Source organism: Methylobacterium sp. J-118 (genome assembly GCF_057836565.1).
The window spans coordinates 57,711-80,507 of sequence record NZ_JBYQFA010000001.1 but is presented as its reverse complement, the minus strand read 5'-3'; the positions used below and the strand labels follow the sequence as shown (position 1 = coordinate 80,507).

Annotated in this window: 21 protein-coding genes; 8 read left to right on the top strand and 13 right to left on the bottom strand. The window is 72.4% G+C overall.

The window, feature by feature from the left end; genetic code table 11:
• The first annotated feature begins 167 nt into the window (after nucleotides 1-167).
• Nucleotides 168-1,790, top strand: a complete 1,623-nt coding sequence (locus AC3IF3_RS00365) for a magnesium chelatase subunit D (protein ID WP_489226677.1) — start codon at nucleotides 168-170, stop codon at nucleotides 1,788-1,790.
• 42 nt (nucleotides 1,791-1,832) lie between these two features.
• Here AC3IF3_RS00365 and AC3IF3_RS00360 read toward each other — a convergent pair whose 3' ends face one another.
• Nucleotides 1,833-1,979, bottom strand: coding sequence for a hypothetical protein (locus AC3IF3_RS00360; protein WP_243970491.1), 147 nt, complete (start codon nucleotides 1,977-1,979; stop codon nucleotides 1,833-1,835).
• 207 nt (nucleotides 1,980-2,186) lie between these two features.
• Between AC3IF3_RS00360 and bchO the strand changes: the two genes are divergently transcribed.
• The 6 genes from bchO to AC3IF3_RS00330 all read left to right on the top strand — a co-directional run bounded on the left by bchO (nucleotide 2,187) and on the right by AC3IF3_RS00330 (nucleotide 8,218).
• Nucleotides 2,187-3,086, top strand: a complete 900-nt coding sequence (bchO, locus tag AC3IF3_RS00355) for an alpha/beta fold hydrolase BchO (protein WP_489226675.1) — start codon at nucleotides 2,187-2,189, stop codon at nucleotides 3,084-3,086.
• Nucleotides 3,087-3,177: 91 nt separating this feature from the next.
• The gene (locus AC3IF3_RS00350; protein ID WP_243970495.1) at nucleotides 3,178-3,963 is read left to right on the top strand and encodes a gamma-glutamyl-gamma-aminobutyrate hydrolase family protein; all 786 of its coding nucleotides are present in this window, start codon (nucleotides 3,178-3,180) and stop codon (nucleotides 3,961-3,963) included.
• A 295-nt stretch (nucleotides 3,964-4,258) separates the two neighbouring features.
• Nucleotides 4,259-5,017: a guanitoxin biosynthesis heme-dependent pre-guanitoxin N-hydroxylase GntA gene (gene gntA, locus AC3IF3_RS00345; RefSeq protein ID WP_489226673.1), complete on the top strand. Its 759-nt coding sequence runs from the start codon at nucleotides 4,259-4,261 to the stop codon at nucleotides 5,015-5,017.
• A 63-nt stretch (nucleotides 5,018-5,080) separates the two neighbouring features.
• On the top strand, nucleotides 5,081-5,677 hold the full coding sequence (locus AC3IF3_RS00340) for a DUF1989 domain-containing protein (protein ID WP_489226672.1): 597 nt from the start codon (nucleotides 5,081-5,083) through the stop codon (nucleotides 5,675-5,677).
• A gap of 278 nt (nucleotides 5,678-5,955) precedes the next feature.
• Nucleotides 5,956-7,695, top strand: coding sequence for a methyl-accepting chemotaxis protein (locus tag AC3IF3_RS00335; RefSeq protein ID WP_489219263.1), 1,740 nt, complete (start codon nucleotides 5,956-5,958; stop codon nucleotides 7,693-7,695).
• Between the two features lie 139 nt (nucleotides 7,696-7,834).
• The gene (locus tag AC3IF3_RS00330) at nucleotides 7,835-8,218 is read left to right on the top strand and encodes a VOC family protein (RefSeq protein WP_489226670.1); all 384 of its coding nucleotides are present in this window, start codon (nucleotides 7,835-7,837) and stop codon (nucleotides 8,216-8,218) included.
• Nucleotides 8,219-8,336: 118 nt separating this feature from the next.
• Here the strand turns inward: AC3IF3_RS00330 and AC3IF3_RS00325 are convergent, their stop codons facing one another.
• From AC3IF3_RS00325 to AC3IF3_RS00315, 3 genes are read right to left on the bottom strand one after another with little or no spacing between them, the layout of a single operon-like run.
• Nucleotides 8,337-9,590: a cytochrome P450 gene (locus AC3IF3_RS00325; RefSeq protein ID WP_489226668.1), complete on the bottom strand. Its 1,254-nt coding sequence runs from the start codon at nucleotides 9,588-9,590 to the stop codon at nucleotides 8,337-8,339.
• Nucleotides 9,591-9,598: 8 nt separating this feature from the next.
• Nucleotides 9,599-10,870 (bottom strand): NAD(P)/FAD-dependent oxidoreductase, encoded by a 1,272-nt coding sequence (locus AC3IF3_RS00320; RefSeq protein WP_489226666.1) that lies wholly within the window; start codon nucleotides 10,868-10,870, stop codon nucleotides 9,599-9,601.
• Nucleotides 10,870-11,115 carry a ferredoxin gene (locus tag AC3IF3_RS00315; RefSeq protein WP_243970509.1) on the bottom strand — a complete coding sequence of 82 codons (246 nt, stop codon included), beginning with the start codon at nucleotides 11,113-11,115 and terminating at the stop codon, nucleotides 10,870-10,872. The genes AC3IF3_RS00320 and AC3IF3_RS00315 overlap by 1 nt, the downstream gene beginning before the upstream one ends.
• Nucleotides 11,116-11,344: 229 nt before the next feature.
• Here AC3IF3_RS00315 and AC3IF3_RS00310 point away from each other — a divergent pair, with 229 nt between their 5' ends.
• Nucleotides 11,345-11,941 (top strand): hypothetical protein, encoded by a 597-nt coding sequence (locus AC3IF3_RS00310; RefSeq protein WP_489226665.1) that lies wholly within the window; start codon nucleotides 11,345-11,347, stop codon nucleotides 11,939-11,941.
• Here AC3IF3_RS00310 and AC3IF3_RS00305 read toward each other — a convergent pair.
• The 9 genes from AC3IF3_RS00305 to AC3IF3_RS00265 all read right to left on the bottom strand — a co-directional run bounded on the left by AC3IF3_RS00305 (nucleotide 11,908) and on the right by AC3IF3_RS00265 (nucleotide 22,781).
• A complete protein-coding gene (locus AC3IF3_RS00305) occupies nucleotides 11,908-13,680 on the bottom strand; it encodes a class I adenylate-forming enzyme family protein (protein ID WP_489226663.1) in 1,773 nt (590 codons plus the stop codon). The two genes, AC3IF3_RS00310 and AC3IF3_RS00305, sit on opposite strands and share 34 nt — an antisense overlap.
• Entirely contained in the window at nucleotides 13,677-14,447 is a 771-nt protein-coding gene (locus tag AC3IF3_RS00300) for an SDR family NAD(P)-dependent oxidoreductase (RefSeq protein WP_489226662.1), read from the bottom strand. The genes AC3IF3_RS00305 and AC3IF3_RS00300 overlap by 4 nt, the downstream gene beginning before the upstream one ends.
• A 259-nt stretch (nucleotides 14,448-14,706) precedes the next feature.
• A complete protein-coding gene (locus AC3IF3_RS00295; RefSeq protein WP_489226660.1) occupies nucleotides 14,707-15,495 on the bottom strand; it encodes an SDR family NAD(P)-dependent oxidoreductase in 789 nt (262 codons plus the stop codon).
• A 2-nt stretch (nucleotides 15,496-15,497) separates the two neighbouring features.
• The gene (locus AC3IF3_RS00290; RefSeq protein WP_243970310.1) at nucleotides 15,498-16,556 is read right to left on the bottom strand and encodes a phosphotransferase family protein; all 1,059 of its coding nucleotides are present in this window, start codon (nucleotides 16,554-16,556) and stop codon (nucleotides 15,498-15,500) included.
• Entirely contained in the window at nucleotides 16,553-17,794 is a 1,242-nt protein-coding gene (locus tag AC3IF3_RS00285; protein ID WP_489226658.1) for an acyl-CoA dehydrogenase family protein, read from the bottom strand. The genes AC3IF3_RS00290 and AC3IF3_RS00285 overlap by 4 nt, the downstream gene beginning before the upstream one ends.
• A gap of 189 nt (nucleotides 17,795-17,983) precedes the next feature.
• Entirely contained in the window at nucleotides 17,984-19,501 is a 1,518-nt protein-coding gene (locus tag AC3IF3_RS00280; protein WP_489226656.1) for an ATP-binding cassette domain-containing protein, read from the bottom strand.
• Nucleotides 19,498-20,418 carry a branched-chain amino acid ABC transporter permease gene (locus AC3IF3_RS00275; protein WP_243970304.1) on the bottom strand — a complete coding sequence of 307 codons (921 nt, stop codon included), beginning with the start codon at nucleotides 20,416-20,418 and terminating at the stop codon, nucleotides 19,498-19,500. Before AC3IF3_RS00275 ends, AC3IF3_RS00280 begins: the two co-directional genes overlap by 4 nt.
• Nucleotides 20,419-20,626: 208 nt before the next feature.
• Nucleotides 20,627-21,502 (bottom strand): branched-chain amino acid ABC transporter permease, encoded by an 876-nt coding sequence (locus AC3IF3_RS00270; RefSeq protein WP_489226654.1) that lies wholly within the window; start codon nucleotides 21,500-21,502, stop codon nucleotides 20,627-20,629.
• A 19-nt stretch (nucleotides 21,503-21,521) separates the two neighbouring features.
• Nucleotides 21,522-22,781 carry an ABC transporter substrate-binding protein gene (locus tag AC3IF3_RS00265; protein ID WP_489226652.1) on the bottom strand — a complete coding sequence of 420 codons (1,260 nt, stop codon included), beginning with the start codon at nucleotides 22,779-22,781 and terminating at the stop codon, nucleotides 21,522-21,524.
• Nucleotides 22,782-22,797: the final 16 nt, after the last annotated feature.

The following is a 22,797-nucleotide window of genomic DNA, read 5'->3' as shown; positions in this document are numbered from 1 at the left end:
GTCGGGAGAGGGGAGCAGCGGTGCAGAAGAGGGCTGCGGCCTCCTTGAAGGCCGCGCCACCTTCGGATGCCGGGTTCCCCTCTCCCGACCCCCTTCGGGGGTTACCCTCCCCTACAGAGGGGGGAGGGAGCGCGCCGGGCGTTTGGACCGACGCTCATTGTGCCGCCTTGCTGCTCGCCGCCGATCCGGCCGCCTTCGGCGGTGCGGTCGTCCGAGCGCCGCCCGGTCCGGTCCGCGAGCGCTGGCTCGAAACCCTGCGCGCCGCGCTCGCGCCCGGGACACCCTGGCGGCGCCTGCCGCCCGCGATCGGCGATGACAGCCTGCTCGGCGGCCTCGACCTCGCCGCGACCCTGGCGGCCGGCCGCGCGATCACCCGGGCCGGCCTGCTGGCGCAGGCCGATGGTGGGATCGTCGTCGTGCCCATGGCCGAGCGCCTGCCGCCCGGCACCGCCTCCCGGCTCGCCGCCGCCCTCGACACCGGCACCGCGTCGGACCGGCCGGCGCGGTTCGGCCTGATCCTCCTCGACGAGGGCGAGGCGGACGAGACCGTCGCCGAGGCCCTGGCCGACCGTCTCGCCTTCCGGATCGACCTCGGCGGCGTCGGGATCGGCGATTGCGACGCCGCCCCCGCCGACGCCGAGCCCGACGCGGCCGCGGAGCCCGACCCGCTCGGCACCCTGTGCCGGCTGGCGGAGGCGCTCGGTGTCGACTCCCTGCGCGGGCCGATCCTGGCAGCCCGCGTGGCGCGATGGCTCGCGGCGGATCGCCCGGTCGGCACGGCGGAGATCACCGCGGCGGCCCGCCTGGTCCTGGCCCCGCGCGCCACGCGCCTGCCCATGCCCGAGGAGCCGCGGACGGAGGAGGCGGAGGCGCCGCCCCCGCCCCCCGCGGAGGACCGGGACGCGCCGGACGCGGCCGAGCCGGCCGAGGCCGAACCGGCCGACGCGCGCGTGCTCGAGGCGGTGCGCGCTGCGATCCCGGCGGGGCTGCTCGATCAGCTGATGGCGGGGGGCGCGCGTCTCTCGGCCGCGAAGGCCGGGCGGGCGGGTCAATTCGCGGCGGCGCGTACGGGCCGCCCGATCGGCAGCCGCCGGGGCGACCCGCGGCGCGGGCGCCTCGATCTGCTCGCGACCCTGCGGGCGGCTGCACCCTGGCAGGCCCTGCGGCGCGGGGGGGAGGAGACGCGCCGCCTCGTGGTGCGGCGGGACGACCTGCGGATCCGGATCCTGCGGCAGCGGACCGAGACCACGACGGTGTTCTGCGTCGACGCCTCCGGCTCGGCCGCCCTGGAGCGGCTGGCCGAGGCCAAGGGTGCGGTCGAGCTTCTGCTGGCCGAGGCCTATGTCCGGCGCGACCGGGTGGCTTTGGTGGCCTTCCGCGGGACCGGCGCGGAGCTGGTCCTGCCGCCGACCCGCTCCCTGACCCGGGCGAAGCGCGGGCTCTCGGGGCTGCCGGGCGGGGGCGGGACGCCGCTCGCGGCGGGGATCGATGCGGCGCTCGGCGTGGCACTGGGGGTGCGCCGGAGCGGCAGCCGGCCGGTGATCGTGCTGCTGACGGACGGGCGCGCCAACGTCGCGCGGTCGGGGGAGGGCGGACGGGCCCGCGCCGGGGCCGAGGCCCTGCAGGCGGCCCGCGCGCTCCGTGCGGCCGGGCTGCCGGCCCTGGTGATCGATACCGGCGCCCGTGGCGAAGGCGCGCGCGCGGTCGCCGAAGCCATGGCCGCCCGCTACCTGATCCTGCCGCGCGCCGATGCCGGGCGGCTCAGCGCGGCCGTGCGGGCCGCGCTCTGAGCATCGCGATGGCCCGGTTCAACGAACGCCGTCGAACTCTGATCAGAGATGGATGCCGGCGCCGATATCGGCCACGCGCTGGTTGTGGGACATCCAGGCGTTCAGCATCTCGCGGAACAGGCCGCGGAACGTCCAGCGGCCCGGGGTCGAGGCGGCGAAGTGCTCGGTGGAGGAGGTGAAGACGATCATGGCCGGTTCCATTGGTGCGCGCTGTGCAGGGTCAGCTCTCGCATCCGTGATGCCGTTTTTGCTGCGACGCAGCAATCCGGTTTCCGGCAGCGGTGGCATGCGGTTTCTGCATGCTTTTATAGTATGTTACGAAATACTTCCAACCCAGCACGATAGCGCAGGACTCCGATCCTTGGCCGGCTTTGGTGCGATGCAGGATGGCGGCCGGTGCTGAATCTCCGCGATGCGGACCGTCCGGACTGGGCGGTGGATGGCCGGGACTGGCCGCACCGGGCGGCGAGCCGCTTCGTCGAGGCGGCGGGCCTGCGCTGGCACGTTCAGGAATTCGGCCGACCCGAGGCGCCGGCCCTGCTGCTGCTGCACGGAACCGGGGCGGCGACCCATTCCTGGCGCGGGCTCGCGCCGCTCCTGGCCGAGGATTTCTTCGTGACCGCCCCGGACCTGCCGGGCCACGGGTTCACCGATCCGCTGCCGGATGCCGACCTGTCGCTGCCCGGCATGGCCCGGGCGGTGGCGGGTCTCGTGGCGGCGCTCGGGCGACCGCCGGTTGTGGCGGCGGGCCACTCGGCCGGTGCGGCGGTGCTGGCGCGGATGTGCCTCGACGGCGCCATCGCGCCCCGGCTGCTGGCCGCGTTCAACGGCGCCCTGGCGCCGCTGCCCGGGGCGGCCAGCCTGCTGTTCCCCAGCATGGCGCGGCTCCTGTTCCTCAACCCGTTCACCCCGAAGATCTTCGCCTGGACGGCGGACCGGTCGGCGGCCAAGCGGCTGATCGAGGGGACCGGCTCGCGCCTCGACCCGCAGGGCGTCGAGCTGTACCGGCGGCTCTTCGCCCGGGCCGGCCATGTCCGGGGGGCATTGGGCATGATGGCGAACTGGGACCTCGCGGGCCTGCACCGGGCGCTGCCGGGGCTCGCGACCCGCACCCTGCTGATCGTCGGCGGCGACGACCGGGCGATCCTGCCGGACACCGCCTTCGCGGTGAGCGACCGCCTGCCCGACGCCCGCGTGGCGCTGATCCGGGGCCTGGGTCACCTGGCGCACGAGGAGGCACCCGCGCAGGTCGCCGAGGCGCTGCGGGCGGAGGCGAAGGCCATCGGCCTGCTCTGAACGCGGGGACTGGCGCCGGCCTTGCCAGGGTCGTAGAGCCAGCCGCACGGGACAGGACCCGCGGCCAGGCCGGGAAGGAGCAGCCGGAACGATGGCGAGACCCGTGATCGGCGTCATCGGAAACGCGCGCCTGCTCGACAACCGGTTCCCGGCGCAGATCGTCGGCGAGAACAACATGCGGGCGCTGGCCACGGTGGCCGGCGTCCTGCCGCTGATGTTCGCCGCCGCCCCGGCGATCACCGATCTCGGCGACCTCCTCGACACGGTGGATGGCGTCCTGCTGACCGGCGGCCGCGCCAATGTCCACCCGACCCGGTTCGGGGCCGAGCCCTGCGCGGCGCACGAACCCTACGACGAGGCCCGCGATGCCGTGGCGCTGCCGCTGATCGAGGCCTGCGTGGCCCGCGGCGTGCCGCTGTTCGGCATCTGCCGCGGCTTCCAGGAGATGAACGTCGCCTTCGGCGGCAGCCTGCACCCGGAGATCCGCGAGCTTCCCGGCCGGCTCAACCACCGGATGCCGCGCCTGGAGAATGGCGAGATCCACCCGGATCTGGAGTTGATCTTCGCCGACCGCCACGCGGTCCGCCTGACGCCCGGCGGCACCTTCGCGCGGCTGATCGGGCGGGAGACCATCCGGGTGAATTCCCTGCACGGCCAGGGCATCCTGGAGCCGGGGGCGCGGGTGGTGATCGAGGGCGTCGCCGAGGACGAGACCGTGGAGGCGATCCGGATCCGCGACGCGGCGGGGTTCGCCCTTGGGGTGCAGTGGCATGCCGAGCACGATCCGGCGACGAACCCGATCAACCGGGCGTTGTTCGAGGCGTTCGGGGCTGCGGCGGCGGCGCATCGCGGCGCGTGCGCGGCGGGACGGCGCTGACCCGAATCCGTCTCGGGGGATCCCGATCTCGACCCGGCACGCGGCAGCAAAATGCCGCCTCGCAGCAGGATGACCGAGTCTTCCACAACTTGATCTATGTTTATCGCGCGGCGCAGATCTATCGGTGATCTTGTCTCGCCCGGGAAAATCCTTTCCGCCCCGCGGATGGATTCACCGTATCCACGGACGACCTGTCGCAGGCCGGAACGACTGCACGGGTGTCGGGTTGCCGGAGTCCCGCACATGGGCTGCCTTCTCCCGCGGCAGCCTTGCGCAGAACATGAGCACCGACCGCATGCAGTTTCCCCGCGACGACCGAGAGCACCCCCGTGCCGAGGCCTTCCGCGAGTTCATCCGCAACCCGCCCTTTCCCTGCGTCGGCGCCAAGTCGGCGCTGTCGCGCGGCCGGATGACGATCGTGGTAGCCCGGGACATCACCTCCGGTTGGGACGATATGCGGATCTACCCGGCGCTGCTCGCCTTCGTGGCGCGCTACCGCCTGCAGCCGGACCTGTTCCAGAGCTTCGCCGTCGTCTTCGAGGGCCCGGGCGACCTCTCGGAGGAGGGCTTCGAGCGCAACCTCTGGGCGCGCGCGCAATCCCTCACCGACAAGGATGCCTGGCTCGGCCAGCCGCACGATTCCCGGGTGGCGGACGATCCGGATAACTCGCATTTCTCCCTGAGCTTCGGCGGCGAAGCGTTCTTCGTGGTCGGCCTTCACCCCAACGCGAGCCGCCCGGCGCGGTGCTTCTCCTCCCCCGTGCTGGTCTTCAATCTGCACGCGCAATTCGAGCGGCTGCGCGCCGAGGGCCGCTACGAGAAGCTGCGCGCCTCGATCCTGGAGCGCGACGAGGCCCTGGCCGGCAGCCTCAACCCGATGCTGGCGCGCCACGGCGAAACCTCGGAGGCCCGCCAGTATAGCGGCCGCGTGGTCGGGGCTGATTGGCGCTGCCCGATGCAGGGCCGCCCCGCGGCGCCCGAGGCTGCAGCCACGGACGCGTGGCATCCCCCGGCCCTGTCGCTCGACGGCCTCTTCCCGGTGAATGGCGGCTGAAGCGTTGGATCGCGGCAGCGCCGGCGGCGTTGCCGGCAGACGCGTGGCGGGAGCGGAGACATCATGGACTGGGCGGACGTTCAGCAGATCGAGCCGCGCTCCGGCGTCGCCTTCACCCTCGACCGGGGGCAGCGCCTGACGGTGATCGACCCCCGCGGCGAGCAGGTGGCCGACCTCGTCGCCTACAACCGCCACGACACGGGCGAGGTGATCTCCTCCGGGCGGACCCTCGACTATGCCAGCCGGATCTACCTCACCACCGGCGACCCGCTCTATTCCAACCGCTCGAACGTGCTCCTACGCATCGTCGAGGACACGGTCGGGCGCCACGATTTCCTGCTGACCCCGTGCTCGGCCGACACGTTCCGGATCATCTACGGCGACACCGACCCCCATCGCGGCTGCTTCGGCAATCTGGCGGCGGCGCTCGCCCCCTACGGCATCGCGCCGGACGCGATCCCAGTCGCGTTCAACTGCTTCATGAACGTGCCGATCGACGGGGCGACCGGAGCGCTCACCGTCGCGCCGCCCTTGAGTCGGGCCGGAGACAGGATCGTGTTCGTCGCCGAGACCGATCTGATCATCGGCTTGACCGCCTGCTCGGCCCTGCAATCGAACAACGGCAGCTTCAAGCCGATCCATTACCGGGTCGAGGTCTGAAACCGGTCGATAGCCGCGTCCCGCGGGGCGGTCGCCGCGCCGGGATAGGGGCTCAATATTCAAACGCTGCCATGCGCGCGGATCTTCGAAAAGCTTCCGTACGATCTGTGCGATAGGCCAATAGGACGATCTTCAGGCAACAATCGCTGAGGTTGCCCGGCGTTGTTTGCCATTTACTAACCTTATCGGACGACCCTACGATGGTGCAGTGCGTCGTCCCCCGGGATCGGCGTGCGACAGGCGTTCCGGCGGCCCTTGCCGTCCCGTTCGGTGCTCGGATGACCTCCACGCAGACAGACAGCCCCCCCGCCGACCGCGTCGCGCCGCGGCGGAGCCTCGCGACGCTCAAGCTGCGCCACAAGTTGGCGGCGGTGATGGCCCTCATGGTCCTGGCCATGGGCGCCCTGAGCGCCCTGAGCTTTGTCGACACGCGGACATCGGCGCTGGAGGATCGGGCGCTCATGACGCGCCGGCTCACCGATGTGGCGCAGAGCCTGCTCGCCCATTACGAGGGGTTGGCCACCTCGGGCCGGATGCCCCTCGACGCCGCGCAGCAGGCGGCCCTGGCGGCGATCAGCGCCCTGCGATTCGGCAACGACGACTATTTCTTCGTCCTCGCCTCCGACGGACGGCTGATCGCCAACGCCTTCAACGCCAAGAATGTCGGCAAGCAGGTCCTGGATCAGACCGACATCCCCGGCGGCAAGCGCTACTTCGCCGAGATGGTCGAGACCGCCCGGCGCGACGGGTCGGGCTTCGTGGACTACCTGAAGCCGCGGGCGGGCGGGACCGTGCCGGTCGAGAAGGTCGCGAGCGTGCAGATGTTCAAGCCCTGGGGCTGGATCGTCGCCACCGGTCTATATCGCGACGACGTGCAGGAGGCCGTCCGCGGCCGCGCGATCACGATCGCGCTCTGGTCGGCGGGCCTCGCGATCCCGGTGCTGGCGCTGCTCCTGCTCATCGGCAACAGCCTGTCGCGCCCGATCGGCCGGCTGACCGCGGCGATGCGCGGCCTCGCGGACGGGGATCTCGCGGTCGCGGTCGGGGATCAGCAGCGCGGCGACGAGGTCGGCGCGATGGCCCGGGCCGTGCAGGTGTTCAAGGACGCGATGATCGCCAAGCGCGCCGCCGACGCGGCGACCGTGGTGGAGAACGCCGCGAAGATGCGCCGGGCGCAGGTGCTGGACGAGGTCACCGTCCGGTTCGACGCGCAGGTGAGCGCCCTGACGCAGGGGCTGGCCACGGCCGCCGTGGAGATGGAGGCCACCGCCCGGGAGATGACCCGCACCGCCGCGCGCACCACCGAGCAATCCGTGCGCGTGAGCGCGGCCTCCGAGCAGACCTCGAGCAACGTCCAGACGGTGGCGGCCGCCAGCGAGGAGATGTCCGCCTCGATCCAGGAGATCGCCGCCCGCGTCGCCCAATCCTCCACGATGGCCGACCGCGCCAGCACGGATGTGGCCCGCACGAACGCGCTGATGCAGGTCCTGTCCCGGGGGACGGAACAGATCAACGAGGTGATGGGGCTGATCGCCGGGATCGCCGGGCAGACCAACCTTCTGGCCCTCAACGCGACCATCGAGGCCGCCCGGGCCGGGGAGGCCGGCAAGGGCTTCGCCGTGGTGGCGGGCGAGGTGAAGGCGCTGGCCGCGCAGACCGCCAAGGCCACCGAGACCATCGCCGGCCAGATCGCGGCGATCCAGGGGGAGACCCGGCACGCGGTCGAGTCGATGCGGACGATCGGCGGCACGATCGACGCGATGCGCACGGTGGCGCTCGGGGTGGCCGCCGCCATGGAGGAGCAGGGGGCGGCGACCAGCGAGATCGTCCGGAACGTCTCGCAGGCGGCCCAGGGCACGCAGGCGGTGAGCGCAGATATCGACGACGTGCGGAAGGCGGCGGGCGAGACGGGGAGGGCCTCGGGCCAGGTCCTGAGCGCCGCGCAGGAGCTGGCGCGCTACTCCGCGCGGCTCGGGCAGGAGGTGTCGACCTTCCTCGACGCGGTCAAGGCTGCCTGACGGCGTTTCCGCGAACTGACGGGTCGGCACCGCAACCCTGGAGTGGTGGACAGCGTCGACCCGAACGGACACGGTTCGAATCCAGCAACCCGGCCGCGGAGCCGGCCGGTTCGGCACCGCCTCATCCAGGAACCGATCGATGCGCTTCGCCCACGTGGCCCTGTGGACGCAGGACCTCGACGCGGCCGCCGCGTTCTGGAGGGCGTATTTCGGTGCCGAGGTCGGCGCGCCGTACCACAGCCGGCGCCGGCCGGGATTCGTGTCGCGGTTCGTGACGCTCCCCGGGCCGGGCGCGCATATCGAGCTGATGACCGGACCCTGGGTCGAGGACGGGCCGGGTCCGGACCACGTCGGCTGGGCGCACGTGGCCATCTCGCTGGGCTGCATCGCGGCGGTGGACGCGTTGGCCGAACGGTGTGCGGACGGGGGATGCCTCGTGTCGCCACCCCGCCGGACCGGGGACGGCTTCTACGAGGCGATCGTCGCCATGCCGGACGGGACGCCGGTGGAGATCACGGTCTGAGGGCAGCGATCCACAGGCGCGTCCCCCCGCTCCTCAGACGCGGACGGCGTGATGATGGCCCCGCAAGCGGGACGCCTGAGCAGGCGGAGACGCGGCCTCGGCGCCGGCGCGACGCCGCTCACGCGATCCCGTCGATCGCCACCCGCAGATGCTCCGGCCCGCGCAGGGCGGCGCCCGGCCGGTAGGGCGGCGGGTCCTCGATGAGGCGCGGCGCCTTCAGCCGGGCGGCGAGGGCGGTGAGCGCCGCCTCGGCCTCGAACCGGGCGAGCGGCGCGCCGACGCAGTAATGCAGGCTGCCGCCGAAGCCGAGATGGCGGGTGCCAGTGCGGTCCGGATCGAACCGGTCGGGATCCGGGAACACGGCCGCGTCGCGGTTGCCGGAGGCGAGCAGCAGCACGAGGTCGGCGCCCTCGGGGATCGTGACCCCCGCGATGTCGATGGCCGACAGCGTTCGGCGGGTCCGGAACTGCACCGGCGGCTCGTAGCGCATCAGCTCCTCGATCACCCGCGGGGCGCGCAGCGGATCCTGCCGCAGGCGCTCCAGCTCGTCCGGATGCCGCAGCAGGGTGAGCAGGCCGTTGGTGATGAGGTTCACGGTGGTCTCGTGGCCGGCCACCAGCATCAGGATCGAGGTGGCGACCAGATCGTAATCGCCCATCTTCGCGCCCTCGGGGGTGGCGTGGTTGGCCAGGCCCGAGAGCATGTCGTCCCGCGGGTGCTTGCGCTTGTCCTTGATCAGGTCGGCCATGTAGCCGCCGATAGCGTCGAAGGTCCGGCTGTTCTTGGCACGGATCTCGGTATCGGACAGGCTGTCGGGCTCCAGCGCGGTGGCGAGCTGCGTCGCCCATCCGTGGAACTTCGGCTCGTCCTCCCGGGGCACGCCGAACAATTCGCAGATCACCGTAACCGGCAGCGGGTAGGCGAGGTCGTCGACGGCGTCGATCTCCCGGGCGCCGCTTTTCGCGTCGAGCAGGTCGGCCACCAGCCGGTCGGAGCGGGCGCGCATCGCCTGGACGCGCTCCCGGGAGAACTGGTGCATCACCGCCGCGCGCAGGGCATCGTGGTCCGGCGGATCCCGGAAGATGAAGACCCGGTGCCGGTCCATCATCCAGTCCTTGAGCGGCTTGACGATCAGGTCGGTGAGCGGGTTGCCGGTGCGCGGCCGGTCGGCCGGGGGGAGGGTGTCGGAGCTGACCCGCGGGTCCTGGAGCAGGCGCGCGATGGTGTCGTGGGTCGCTGCCACCCAGGTCCCGTCCCCGGTGCCGTCGTCCTGGCGCGAGACGGGAGTCTCCCGTAGCTTCGCGTAGACGGGGTAGGGGTTCGCCCGATTGGCGAAATCCTTGACCTGACCGAGGAGGCTGGCGTCGGGCATGCGGTCTCTCAGGAAAAGCCCGGCTCGAGGATCTTGATCGCCTTCGGTCGGTCGGCCGCAGCGCCGCGGGGCGGGAACGGCGCACCGGCCGCCACCATCTCGGCATGGGCCGGCAGCCACCGGGCCGAATCCACCGACAGGGCCGCGATGCAGCGCCCGGCGCGGCCGTAAAGGGCGATGAATCGGCCCGCGGCGGGGTCGCCCTGGGTGATCGCCACCGCGTCGGCGCCCTCGGTCAAACCGGCGGACTTGACCACGAGGTCCCCTTGCGTCGACCAGAAGGTCGGCAGGGCGCCGTAGGGCTCCCCGGGGGGCGTGCCCGCGAGCAGACGGCCGGCATGGACGGCCTGCGCGGCCGCGTGGCTCCAATGCTCCAGGGCGACGCGCCGCCCCTCGTAGAGCGGGTGGGAGAAGCGCGCCACGTCGCCGGCGGCGGCGATGCGCGGGTCGGTCTGCCCGTCCGTGTCGTGGACGTGCCCGGAGGCGTCGCAATCGACCCCACCGGGATCGGCCGACAGCCCGGACCCGTCGAGCCACTCGGTGTTGCGGACGGCACCCAGCGCGATGACGGCGACATCCGCGTCGATGCGACTGCCGTCGACGAGATGGGCGCGCACCAGGCGTCCCTCCGCATCCTCCAGCCACTCGACCTCGGCGCCGCACCGGATCTCGACGCCGTGACCCGCGTGGATCGCCCCGATAAACGCCCCGACCGTGCTGCCGAGAACGCGGGCGAGCGGCGTCGGGCCGGGCTCGACCAGGGTCACCGGCAGGCCGAGCTTCCGGCACAGGCTGGCGACCTCGCAGCCGATGAAGCCGGCGCCGATCACCAGCACCCGGCGCGGCCCCGCCGCCAGGGCCCGGCGCAGAGCCGCGGCATCGTCGCGGCCGCGGAGGGTGAAGACTCCCGCCAGGCGCCCCTCGTGGGGATTCGGCCACGGGCGGGCGCGGGTGCCGGTGGCGATCAGCAGGCGGTCGTAGGGGAGGTCGCGCCCGTCGGCGAGCAGCACGGCCCGGCGCCCGCGGTCGAGGCCGATTGCGGGGTTGCCGAGATGCCAGTCGGCGTCCAGGCCGTGGATGCCCGGCAGGGTCGTGGCGTCCGCCGGGATCGCGCCGGCGAGGACGTGCTTGGACAGCGGCGGCCGGTCGTAGGGATAATGCGGTTCGGCGCCGATCATCGCCAGCGGACCCGAAAACCCGGCTGCCCGCATCGCCTCGGCGCCGCGTAGGGCCGCGAGGCCGGCGCCGACGATCACCGCCCGCTCGGAGGTGCGTGCCATCAGCCGCGCCGCTCCGGATCTTCGACCCGGATGGCCTGGACCGGGCAAGCGACGCGCGCCCGCTCGATATCATCCCGGTCCTGCGCGGCGGGGGCGGGATCGTAGTAGAGGGCCTCGTGTCCCTCGATGCGGAAATGCCGCGGCGCCGCGTAGCAGCACTGGGCATAGGCCTGGCAGAGGTTGAGATCGACGCTCACCCGCAGGCCGGGTGGGGAGCCGGGTGGCGCATCGGCGGAGGCGGACATGGCGGGGCAACCGCGCGCGGAGCCCGGGGTTCCGCCCCCCGGCGCGACCGCGCGGCCGCAGGCCTTCCGCGCGCGGGCCTGTCCCCGGAGACCACCGGTTACCGATAGAGACAGAGTCTCGCCGATCCCCGCAGAAATGGATCGGCGTGATTTCCCCGGATCGCGGTTCGATCTATTGTCGCGCCGCCCCGCGGGCCTGTCCGGCGCGCCGCGATCCCAGGAGGGCACCATGCCGCACGGTGCGCGAACCAGCCTCGTCGCCCTGTTCCTGCTCGCCGGCCTCGGAGGCGCGTCCGCCGAACCCGCCGCGGGCTCGACCTGGACCGACCCGCCGGCCCACAAGTCGGGCACCGAGACGCCGCCGGCCGCGGATCGGAAGGCCGCGGCGCCGGTTACTGCAGCCCCAACCGCCGCGACCCCGGCTGCCTCGCAGGAGGCCCGATCGGCTCCGGCCGCGCGGAGGGCGGTCGCGGCCCGCCGGGCGCCGGAGCGCAAGGTCGCGCACGCCGCCGTTCCCTCGCCCAAGCGGGTCGCCGCCGCGCCACGCCGCACCCGGATCGCCGCGCCCCAGACCCGGATGGCCCGCGATCCGCGCTTCGTCGCCGTGGCGCCGCCCCCGCCGCCCGCGGAGGGCTACGCCCGCTACCGGTCCTACGGATATGCGCCGGGCTCCGCTTACGGCCCGGGCTACGCGGACGATCGCCTGGAGCGCCTGCGGAGCGCGGAGGCCGCCGGCTACCTCGTGGTGCGCCGCCGGACCGTGCAATTCCCGGACGGCCGGTCGCTGCGCGTCTACCACCCCGACGACGAGGGCGAGCCGTTCTGATCCGACGGCGCGGCGAAGACCTTCCGCAGCGGCGCCCGCAGCACCTTCCCGGCGGGGTTGCGGGGGAGGAGCCCGTCCCAGACCACCACCCGCACCGGCACCTTGAAGGCCGCGAGCCGGGTGGCCGCGAAGGCGCGGATCTCCTCCGGGCCGGCGCTCGCCCCCTCCGCCAGCGCCACGATGGCGCCAGGCTCCTCTCCAAGGGTCGGGTGGGGCACGGGCAGCACCACGGCGTCGACTACGTCCGGGTGTTCGTAGAGGACGTTCTCGACCTCGCAGCAGTAGATGTTCTCGCCGCCGCGGATCAGCATGTCCTTGATCCGGTCGACGATCGTCAGAAAACCCTCGGCGTCGGCGCGGACGAGGTCGCCCGTGCGCAGCCAGCCTTCGGAGAACGTCTCGGCGGTGGCCTTCGGATCGTCCCAGTAGCCGCGGACGACGTTCGGCCCCTGCACGCAGAGCTCGCCGACGCTCCCCGGCGGCAGGTCCCGCCCGAGGGGATCGAGGATCCGCACCGCGCAGACCGGCAGGGGCGGGCCGCAGGAATCGGGGTGCGCCCGATAATCCTCGGCCTGATGGTGGGTGAAGGTCGCCGAGGTCTCGGTCATGCCCCAGCCTGTGCCGGGGACGGCCTGCGGCAGGGCCTCGCCCAGGGTCCGCACGAGGTCGCCGGCCGCGGGGGCGCCGCCATAGGTCACGGCGTCGAGGCTCGGCAGCGTCCGGCCCGCCTCCCGGGCCGCCGTAGCGAGCTGCCACGCGATGGTCGGGACCCCGCCCGCGCTGGTGCAGCCCTCCGCCTCGATCAGGTCGAGGGCCGCGTTCGCGTCCCAGCGATGCATCATCACGAGGCGGTGGCCGCCGTAGAGGGCCGCCCCGAGGCTCGCGTGGCAGCCGGTGACGTGGAACAGCGGGATCACCAGCAGCGCCACCCGCTGCGGCGCGGCCGGGTCGGGCTTGGGCGGCGTCTCGCCCCGGCGCAGGCAGCTGCGCGCCGCCGAGTAGGGATAGGCCATCACCGTGGTGGCGGCCGCCCGGTGGGTGCCGACCGCCCCCTTCGGCTTGCCGGTGGTGCCCGAGGTGTAGAACAGGGTCGCGTCGTCCTCCGGGTCGAGGGCGATGTCGGGCACGGCGACGTCGGGGAGGGCGGCCCAGCCCGCCACCGGGCCGATCACGTCGGTCAACGGCGTCGCCCGGGGGTCGGGCGCCATCCGGGTGGTGTAGACGCGCTCCAGGGCCGGGCATTCGGCCAGGTGCGGGGCGATCCGGGCGAAGCGCTCGCCGTCGGCGATCAGCACCCGCGCCCCGGAATGCCGGAGCCCGTAGGCGAGCTCGGCCCCGGTCCACCACGCGTTGAGCGGCGTGGCGATGGCGCCGGCCAGCAGGGCGGCGTAGTAGCAGACCGGCCATTCGGGCAGGTTGCGCAGGGCGAGGGCGACCCGGTCGCCCTTGCGCACGCCGGCCTCCGCGAGGGCCCGCGCCAGATTGGTCGCGGCGCGGGAAAAGCCCGTGAAGGTCACGCGCTCGTCGCGGTAGACCACGAAGGTCTTCTCCCCATGGCCTTGAGCGATCCGGAACAGGTCGCGGAGCGTCGGCGGGGCCTTCTCCCAGATCCGGGTCGGCACGCCGCGGATGTCAATCGTCGCGATCGCGAAGGGCGCGCCCGGGGCGGTGAGCCGCGCCTCGGCCTCCCGGAAGGGCAGGGCCGGCCAGCCGGCGGGGAGGCGGGGATCGGCGCTCATCGGGCGATCGTCACCCCGCCGTCGATCACCAGCGCCTGACCGGTGACGAACCGGCCCGCCGCCGACGCCAGGAACACCGCCGCGCCCGCGATCTCGTCGGGCTCGCCGATCCGGCGCAGCGGCGCGGCGGAGGTCGTAGACGCCAGCATCTCGGGATCCTCCCACAAGGCCCGGGCGAAGTCGGTGCGGATCAGGCCCGGGCAGAGGCAGTTCACCCGGACGTTGGCCGGGCCGTATTCCACCGCATAGTTGCGGGCGAGCTGGAGGTCGGCGGCCTTCGAGACGTTGTAGGCGCCGATCACGGGCGAACCTTTGAGCGCCCCGATCGAGGAGACGAGGATGATCGCCCCGTCCCGCCGCGCGACCATGCCGGGGGCGACCTTCTGGATCAGCCAGTGGTTCGACAGGACGTTGTTGTCCAGGATCTTGCGGAACTGCGCGTCGGAGATGTCGGCGAGCGGCCCGTAATAGGGGTTGCTGGCGGCATTGCAGACCAGCACGTCGACCGGCCCGAGCCGGTTCCCGGTCTCCTCGACCAGGGCTTCCAGCTCGTCCTTCACTGAGATGCTGGCCGGGATCGCCACCGCCCGGCCAGGCCCGTACGCGGCCTCAATCTCGGCGACCACCGCGTCGCAGGCCTCCCGCTTGCGCGAGGAGATCACCACCCGGGCGCCGTGCTCGGCCATCCGCAGGGCGATCGCCCGCCCGATGCCCCGGGACGAGCCGGTGACGAGGGCGACCTTGCCGGTCAGATCGAACAGGGACATGGCGGGATCTTACGCTGATATGAATGACCGGCGCTCTCCCTCCCCCCTCTGCGGGGGAGGGTGGCCCCCGAAGGGGGTCGGGAGAGGGGAACCCGGCTTCCGAAAGGGGTGGAGCCGGCATGAAGGCCCGTGCTCTTTTCTGAACCGTCGCTCCCCTCTCCCGACCCCTGCTGACGCAGGGGCCACCCTCCCCCGCAGCGGGGGGAGGGGGACGCGCGGGTCCCGCCGGCGTTGCGATCTGCGTGGCCCCCGCCCATCCTCACGCCTCCGCCAGCATCGCCTGCCGCAGGCACGCCATGCCGGCGAGCCAGCGCTCGGGATCCTCGGCCCGGCGGCGGGCGTACTCTGCCACCTGCGGGTGCGGCAGGATCAGGAAGCGCCCGGCCGCCAGCCCGTCGAGGGCGGCCTCGGCCACGGCCTCCGGGGACAGCACGCCGTCGCGGGACGCCGCGCTGGCCGCCCCCAGCATGGCGGTGTCGACCCCCTGCGGGCACAGGGCGGCGACCCGGATCCCGTCCGCCGCATGCGCGATGGCGAGGTGTTCCAGGAAGGCCAGCGCCGCGTGCTTGGTGGCCGAATAGGTGGCGCTGCCGATCTGGCTCAAGAGGCCCGCCGCCGAGACGGTGCCCAGGAACGCACCGCCGCCCCGGGCGCGCCAGAGCGGGACCAGCACTCGGGCCGCGTGGACATGGCCCATGACGTTCACCGACCAGGACCGCGCCCAGCTGTCGAGATCCGCGGAGGTGGCCAGTTCCGGGTCGGGGTCGCGCTCCAGGATGCCGGCATTGGAGCCATAGAGCGCGATCGGGCCGATCTCGGCCTCGATGCGCGTCAGGATTGCAGCGACCGCCGCCGCGTCGCCCACGTCGAGGGCGAAGCCCCGTCCGCCGAGCGCGGCCGCCACGGCCTCCGCCCCGGGCCCGTCCCGGTCGAGGGCAACGACCCGTGCCCCCCTTGCCCCGGCCGCGACGGCGAGCGCCCGGCCGATGCCGCGGGCGGCCCCCGTGACGGCGACGACGCGGCCGGCCAGGTCGCTGCCGAGGTCCACGCTCAGGCCCCCGCCCGCGCGGCGAAGGCCCAGGCCGCGGCGGCGAGCTTGGGCACCCGCGCCGCCATGGCGGAGGCGTGCTCGCTCGCGGCGTTGCCCGCCTTCGCCCGGGCGGCCACCCCCTGGAGGATGCCGACCAGCCGGAACAGGTTGTAGGCGAAGTACCAATCGAGGTCGGGGAGGTTCTCGCGGTCCGCGGCCCGGCAGTAGAGGGCCACCGCCTCGTCGCGGCCGGGGATGCCGAGCGCCGCCAGATCGAGGCCGCCGAGGCCGCTGCGCCCGTCGGCGGGCAACTCCCACTGCATCAGCAGGTAGCTGAAATCGGCGAGCGGATCGCCGAGCGTCGACAGCTCCCAGTCGAGCACCGCGCTGACGCCGCCATCCGCGGAGAAGATCAGGTTGTCGAGGCGGTAGTCGCCGTGGACCACGCAGGCACCCTGCTGCTCCGGCACGGTCCGGGGCAGCCACGCGATCAGCCGCTCGACATTCTCCAGGCGCCCGTCCTCGGCGGCGCGGTACTGGCGGGTCCAGCGGTCGACCTGCCGGGCGAAGTAGTTGCCGGGCCGGCCGTAATCGGACAGCCCCGCCGCCTCCGGGTCGATCGCGTGGAGGCGGGCGAGCGTCGCGATCATCCCGGCATAGTGCCGGTGGCGGGCATGGGGATCGAGGCCCGGGAGCGCCCCGTCCCAATGCACGGTGCCGCCCACCGCCTCCATCACGTAGAAACCCGCGCCGATGATGTTTTCGTCCTCACAGAGGGCGAAGGGGCGCGGCACCGGAAAGCCCTCGCCGTAGAGGGCGCCGATCACCCGGAACTCGCGCTCCACCGCGTGGGCCGAGGGCAGGAGCGGCCCGAACGGTTTTCGCCGCAGCACGTAGGCCTGGGCCGGCGTGTCGAGCCGGTAGGTCGGGTTCGACTGGCCGCCGCGGAACTGCTGCACGGTGAGCGGCCCGGAGAAGCCGCGGACGTGCCCGTCCATCCAGGCGGCGAGCCGCGCCTCGTCGATCCGGTGGCGCGGCTCAACCGGCTTCACGCCGGAGAAGATTTCGGCGTCGCTCATGAACGCTCCGCCTCACGGGCGTTGGTGTAGCGCCCGAATTCGAGCCGGGCGATCGCGCGGTTGTGGACCTCGTCGGGCCCGTCGGCGAGCCGCAGGGTGCGGATATGAGCGTACATCTTGGCCAGCCCGAAATCCTCCGACACGCCGGCCCCGCCATGGGCCTGGATCGCGTCGTCGATCACCTTCAGCGCCACCCGGGGCGCCGCGACCTTGATCATGGCGATCTCGAGCTTGGCGCCCTTGGCGCCGACCGTGTCCATCATGTCGGCGGCCTTCAGGCAGAGCAGCCGGGTCATCTCGATGTCGATCCGCGCCTCCGCGACCCGCTGCTCCCAGACCGACTGCTCGGAGATCCGCTTGCCGAAGGCGACCCGGGAGACGAGGCGGCGCGCCATGGCCTCCAGCGCCACTTCCGCCGCCCCGATCGTGCGCATGCAATGGTGGATGCGGCCCGGACCCAGCCGCCCCTGCGCGATCTCGAAGCCGCGGCCTTCACCCAGGATCAGGTTTTCGGCCGGCACGCGGACATTCTCCAGCACGACCTCGCCGTGGCCCTTGGGGGCGTCCTCGTAGCCGAAGACCGGCAGCAGCCGCTCGACCCGCACGCCCGGCGTGTCCATGGGCACCAGGATCTGCGACTGCTGCCGGTGGCGGGGCGCCTCCGGGTCGGTCTTGCCCATCAGGATCGCGATCCGGCAGCGCGGATCGCCGACGCCGGTCGACCACCACTTGCGGCCATCGATGACGTAGTGATCGCCGTCCCGGCGGATCGACGTCGCGATGTTGGTGGCGTCCGAGGAGGCGACGTCCGGCTCGGTCATCAGGAAGGCGGAGCGGATCTCGCCCGCCATCAGGGGCCTGAGCCAGGCGTCCTTCTGGGCGGGGCTGCCGTAGCGGTGCAGCACCTCCATGTTGCCGGTGTCGGGGGCCGCGCAGTTGAAGCATTCCGACGCGATCCCGACCCGGCCCATCGCCTCGGCGCAGAGCGCGTAGTCGAGGTTGGTCAGGCCGGCACCGCGGTAGTCCTCCGTGTCGTGCTCGGGGGAGGGCGGCAGGAACAGGTTCCACAGGCCCTCGACTTTGGCTCTGTCCTTCAGCCGCTCCATGGTGGGCGAGGGGTCGCGGCTCTGCGCCCGCTCGGCCGCCACCGCGCCCGCGGCCGGCAGGACCGCATCGTCGATGAAGGCGCGAACGCGGGTCAGCCAATGCGTCTGGGATTGGGAGAGGGTGAAGTCCACGGTGTCCGCTCCGCTCACATCGGTTGCTGCGGGCTTCTCTCCTCCCCCTTGCGGGGAGGAGACGGAGGTGGGGGTGGTGCAGGAGGCACCGGTCCGCTGGATCCTGAGCCACCTCCACCCCTGACCCCTCCCCGCAAGCTCGAGCGATCCCGGGCAGGCCCGGGATCGCCAGGGGAGGGGAAGCGCCCCTCACAGATACGCCGACCCCATCTCGCTGGCGAAGCGCTGCGGCGGGCCCTCCCAGACGATCCGGGCCTGCTCCAGCACGTAGACCCGGTCGGCGTGGGGCAGCGCGAAGGTGACGTTCTGCTCGCCGAGCAGCACCGTGATCGGCGTGGTCTGGCGCAGGCGCTCCAGGGCCTTTGACAGCAATTCCAGGATCACCGGGGCGAGGCCGAGCGTCGGCTCGTCGAGGATCAGCAGGCGGGGCCGCATCATCAGCGCCCGGGCGATGGTCAGCATCTGCTGCTCGCCCCCCGACAGGGTGCGGGCGCTCTGGCCCTCGCGGGCCTTGAGGATCGGGAACAGTTCGTAGAGCCACTCGCGCTGCTTGGCGCTCTCGGCCTTCGGGAAATGCTGGCCGCCGAGGTCGAGATTCTCGCGCACGTTGAGGTCGCCGAACAGCTCGCGGGTCTCCGGCACCTGGACGATGCCGGCCCGGGCGATGGCGGCCGGCTTCATCCGGGTCAGATCCCGGCCGTCGAACCGGATCGTGCCGGTATGCGGCACCAGGCCCGAGATCGCGTTGAACAGGGTGGTCTTGCCCGCCCCGTTCAGGCCTACCACCGAGACGAACTCGCCCTCGTGGACGTGGATCGAGGCGGAGCGCAACGCCTGCGCCTTGCCGTAGAGCACGTCGACGCCCGCGACGGTCAGCAGCGAATCCGGCTTGAACGCCGCCTCGGGCCGGGCGGCGGTCTCGATGCTGCCGCCGAGATAGACCCGGCGCACGGTCGGGTCGGCCATCACGGATTCGGCCGAGCCCTCGGCGATGCGCTCGCCGAGATACATGGCGAACACCCGGTCCACGAGGGCCGAGACGCTCTTCACGTTGTGGTCGACGAGGAGCACGGCCTTGCCCTCGTCGCGGAACCCCCGGATCAGCTCCGAGAAGGCCGCGACCTCGCCACCGGTCAGGCCCGCGAAGGGCTCGTCGACCAGCACCACCCGCGGGTCGCGGGCGATCGCCTTGGCGAGCTCCAGCCGGCGCAGATCCGCGAAGGGCAGGGTGCCGGGGCGCCGATCGATAACCGCGCCGAGGCCGACGCGCTCGGCGATCTCTTTGGCACGCCGCGCCACGTGCGGGTCGGCGGCGAGCCGGATCAGGCTGTCGGGCAGGAGCGCGAGGCTGATGTTCTCTAGCACCGTCTGGCGCTGGAGCGGGCGCGCGTGCTGGAACACGAGGCCGATCCCGGAGCGCGCCACCCGGTGGGCCGGCAGCCCGCCGATCTCGGCGCCGTCGAGGCGGATCGAGCCGGCGCTCGGGCGCTCCAGGCCCATGATCAGCTTCATCACGGTGGATTTGCCCGAGCCGTTCGGGCCGATCAGGCCCAGGATCTCGCCGGGCCGCAGGTCGAGATCGATGTCCTTGACGGCGACGAGGCCGCCGAAGCGCTTGGTCAGGCCGCGCACCGTCAGGCACGGCTCGGCCGCCACGGGGACGGGGGCGACGGCCTGCGGCGGCGCGGGCCTCACGGCGACGGTCATCGCGCTCTCCGGAAGGATGCGAGGCCCAGAAGCCCCGACGGCACGAACAGGATCACGAGGAGAGCCACCGCCGAGACCACGAAGGTCGACAGCGCCCCGAGCGGGCGCAGCAATTCACCCGCGGCGATCAGGAACACCGCGCCCAAAGCCGCGCCCACGATGGTGCGCCGGCCGCCGAGCACCGCCGCGATGATCACCTGCACGCCCACCGCCGTGTCGATCAGCGTCCCGACCGAGGCCGTGCCCATGTAGAAGACCACCAGCCCGCCCGCGAGGCCCGAGAAGGCGGCGCTGACCGCGAAGGCCGCGAGCTTGTGCTTGGCGACGTTGAAGCCGAGCGCCCCGGTCACCACCGGGTCCTGCCCGGCGGCCTGGAGGATCAGCCCCGCGGGGGAGCGGGCGATGGCGGTGAGGATCAGCCCGGAGACCGCCATGAAGCCCAGAGCCAGCCAGTAGTTGGTGTCGGCGTCGATCGAGATGACGTCGGGTACGGTGAGCCCGATCTCGCCGCCGGTCAGCCCGGAGAACACCACGATCATGTTCTGCAGGAGCAGCACCGCCACCAGGGTGATCAGCCCGAAATAGGGGCCCCGCACCTTCAGCGCCGGCAGCGCCAAGGCGAGGCCGCCGACCACGGCGAGCGCGGTCCCGGCAGCCAAGCAGTAGGGGATCGGCAGCTCGTAGCGGTTGTTGAGAATGCCGGCGCCGTAGGCCCCGAGCCCGATCAGGAAGGTCGGACCGAAATTCACCTCCCCGGCAAAGCCGAAGAGCAGGTCCCAGGCCATGGCGAACACGCCGAAGTAGTAGGCGATGGTCAGCAGGCCGAGGATGTAGCCGGAGACGTACCACGGGAGGGTGGCGGCCGCCGCGACGGCGAGGATCGCGATCCAGAAGCCGGGGGTGGTGAGGAGCTTCATGGGGTGGCCTCGCGCAGGATAACGATCAGGCTCGTTCGGCGCAGAGGCCTTTCCCAACCATTCCCCTCATCCTGAGGTGCCGCGCCAGCGGCCTCGAAGGAGGCCTCCAGGGATCGCGCGGCTGGCTGGAGGGCTCCTTCGAGGCCCGCTGACGCGGGCGCCTCAGGATGAGGGCGCGGGTCGGGGACCCGTGGCGTAAGAAAAACCATCACCGCCGCCCCAGCAGGCCCTGCGGGCGCAGGTACATCACGGCCACGAGCAACAGCAGCGCCGGGATCACCCGATAGGCCGGCGAGATCAGGTAGGCGGTGGCGGTCTCGAGATAGCCCACCACGTAGGCGGCGATCAGCGAGCCGGTGACCGACCCTAAGCCCCCCAGCACCACGATCGAGAAGGCGCTCGCGGTAAGCGGCCCCACGGAATACGAGGACACCCCGAGAAACATCCCGAGCAGCACCCCGGCGATGCCGGCGAGCAGCCCGTAGATCGCCCAGACGGCCACGTAGATCTTCGCCATGTCGTGGCCGAGCAGCGTCACGCCGCGCGGGTTCATGGAGGCGGCGAGCAGGACCTTGCCGGCCCGGGCCCGGTTCACGAACAGCCAGAGCAGGGCGATCACCACCCAGCAGATCACCGCGGTGAAGATCTCGTTCCGCGGCGTGCGCACCCCGGCGATCTCGATCACCCCCTCGACGATCGGCAAGACCGTCTTGGGATTGTCGGTGAAGAAGTAGGCCACCAGCTCCTGGATCATGATCCCCCAGAGCAGGGTGCCGGTGAGGACGAAGATCTCCTTCTCCTCCCGGGGGATCGCCCTGCTGCGCTCGATCGGCGCGACGATGGCGAAGTAGGTGACCAGCGCGCCGGCGAGCCCGCACAGGACGCCGATCAGCGCCCCCGCGTAGGAGCCGAGGCCGAACAGCGCCGAGGCCGCCCAGGCCGCCACGGCGGCCATCACCATGATGGCCCCGTGGGAGAGGTTGAGGACGCCCGAGACCCCGAAGATCAGGGTGAAGCCCATCGCGCCGAGCGCGTAGAGGGCCGAGATCGCGAAGCCGTCGACGAGGATTTGGAGGCCGATCACAGCGCGCTCCCCGTCCGCACTACTGCACCGCCGGCTTGACCGCGGGGGGCAGGATCAGGGTCCCGTTGGCGGCCGCCGTCGGCCAGATCGCGACCTGCTTGCCGTTCTGCCACTGGCCGAGCACGCCGGTCATCAGGCCGGGCCCGTACTTGATCGAGTGCGTGAAGGTCTCGTCCCTGCCGTAGAAGGCGATGTGGCCGACGGTGCCGACCCAGTCGGTCTTCTCCAGGGCCTCGATCAGCGTGTCGGCCTCGGTGGACCCGGCCCGCCGGACCGCGTCCGCCACATAGTAGGTCGCGTCGTAGGCCATGTAGCCCGCGTAGGAAGGCGCGCCGCCGAAGCGCTTGGTGAAGGCCTCGGTGAACGGGATGGTCTTGTCGGTGAGCGCCATCCCGGGGAGCGCGACGCTGCCGAACAGCACGCCCTGGCTGGCCCCGTTGGTGTTGGCCCAGAAGGTCGAGGCGGTGGCCTGCCCGCTGATGCCGGTCATGGCGATCGGCACCTGCTGGGTCTGCCACTGCACCGTCGGCTGCACCCCGACATGGGCGATGCCGGTGACGATCAGGTCCGGCTTGGCCGCCTCGATCTTGTTGTAGATCGGCGTGAAGTCGCCCGTGTCCGGCGAGAAGCGGACATGCTCCACCACCTTCAATCCGCTCTGCGGCAGGCATTCCTCGAAACCGGCGTCGAGCGGGCGGGTCCAGGCCGCGTCCTCGCTCATGATGGCCACCGTCTTGGCCTTGAGCTTCTCGACCAGCACCTCCTTGGCCGAATCGCAGATCCCCTGCGCCAGGGCGTGCGAGGTCAGGTAGCCGTGGAAGGTGTACTTGTTGCGCGCGTAGTCCTTGTGGACGTTGACGCTGATCTCGTTCGACGCGGCCCCGGGGGTGATCATCGGGGTCTTGAGCCGGGCGGCCCAGGGCATCAGCGCCAGCACCACCTCGGAGACGTAGCTGGCGATGACGAGACTGACCTTGTCCTCCGAGACCGCCCGCTGGAAGGCGCGCACCGCGTCGGAGGCGGAACTCTTGTCGTCGTAGGTCACGACCTGGATCTGCCGGCCGTCGACCCCGCCCTTGGCGTTGATCTCGTCGGCGGCGAGTTGCACGGCCTGCGGGATCGAGGCCCCGGCGACCGATTGCGCCTCGGCGATCACACCGATCCGGATCGGGTCGGCCGCCCGCGCCGGGCCGGCGAGCATCGAGCCCGCCGCCAGCAGCACGGGTAGCATGCGCCGGATCTGGACGCGCCGGGCGACGGCGCGCGCGGTCTCGGACATCGGCATTTCCTCTCTG

Bases quoted from the DNA above. Each gene is read 5' to 3' on its own strand.
- AC3IF3_RS00330 (WP_489226670.1), top strand. From the start codon at position 7,835: ATGCGCTTCGCCCACGTGGCCCTGTGGACGCAGGACCTCGACGCGGCC.
- AC3IF3_RS00265 (WP_489226652.1), bottom strand. From the start codon at position 22,781: ATGTCCGAGACCGCGCGCGCCGTCGCCCGGCGCGTCCAGATCCGGCGC.
- AC3IF3_RS00310 (WP_489226665.1), top strand. From the start codon at position 11,345: ATGCCGCACGGTGCGCGAACCAGCCTCGTCGCCCTGTTCCTGCTCGCC.
- AC3IF3_RS00290 (WP_243970310.1), bottom strand. From the start codon at position 16,556: ATGAGCGACGCCGAAATCTTCTCCGGCGTGAAGCCGGTTGAGCCGCGC.
- AC3IF3_RS00300 (WP_489226662.1), bottom strand. From the start codon at position 14,447: ATGTCCCTGTTCGATCTGACCGGCAAGGTCGCCCTCGTCACCGGCTCG.
- AC3IF3_RS00320 (WP_489226666.1), bottom strand. From the start codon at position 10,870: ATGGCACGCACCTCCGAGCGGGCGGTGATCGTCGGCGCCGGCCTCGCG.
- AC3IF3_RS00340 (WP_489226672.1), top strand. From the start codon at position 5,081: ATGGACTGGGCGGACGTTCAGCAGATCGAGCCGCGCTCCGGCGTCGCC.
- AC3IF3_RS00335 (WP_489219263.1), top strand. From the start codon at position 5,956: ATGACCTCCACGCAGACAGACAGCCCCCCCGCCGACCGCGTCGCGCCG.
- AC3IF3_RS00315 (WP_243970509.1), bottom strand. From the start codon at position 11,115: ATGTCCGCCTCCGCCGATGCGCCACCCGGCTCCCCACCCGGCCTGCGG.
- AC3IF3_RS00350 (WP_243970495.1), top strand. From the start codon at position 3,178: ATGGCGAGACCCGTGATCGGCGTCATCGGAAACGCGCGCCTGCTCGAC.
- AC3IF3_RS00360 (WP_243970491.1), bottom strand. From the start codon at position 1,979: ATGATCGTCTTCACCTCCTCCACCGAGCACTTCGCCGCCTCGACCCCG.
- AC3IF3_RS00305 (WP_489226663.1), bottom strand. From the start codon at position 13,680: ATGAGCGCCGATCCCCGCCTCCCCGCCGGCTGGCCGGCCCTGCCCTTC.
- AC3IF3_RS00325 (WP_489226668.1), bottom strand. From the start codon at position 9,590: ATGCCCGACGCCAGCCTCCTCGGTCAGGTCAAGGATTTCGCCAATCGG.
- AC3IF3_RS00280 (WP_489226656.1), bottom strand. From the start codon at position 19,501: ATGACCGTCGCCGTGAGGCCCGCGCCGCCGCAGGCCGTCGCCCCCGTC.
- gntA (WP_489226673.1), top strand. From the start codon at position 4,259: ATGCAGTTTCCCCGCGACGACCGAGAGCACCCCCGTGCCGAGGCCTTC.
- AC3IF3_RS00275 (WP_243970304.1), bottom strand. From the start codon at position 20,418: ATGAAGCTCCTCACCACCCCCGGCTTCTGGATCGCGATCCTCGCCGTC.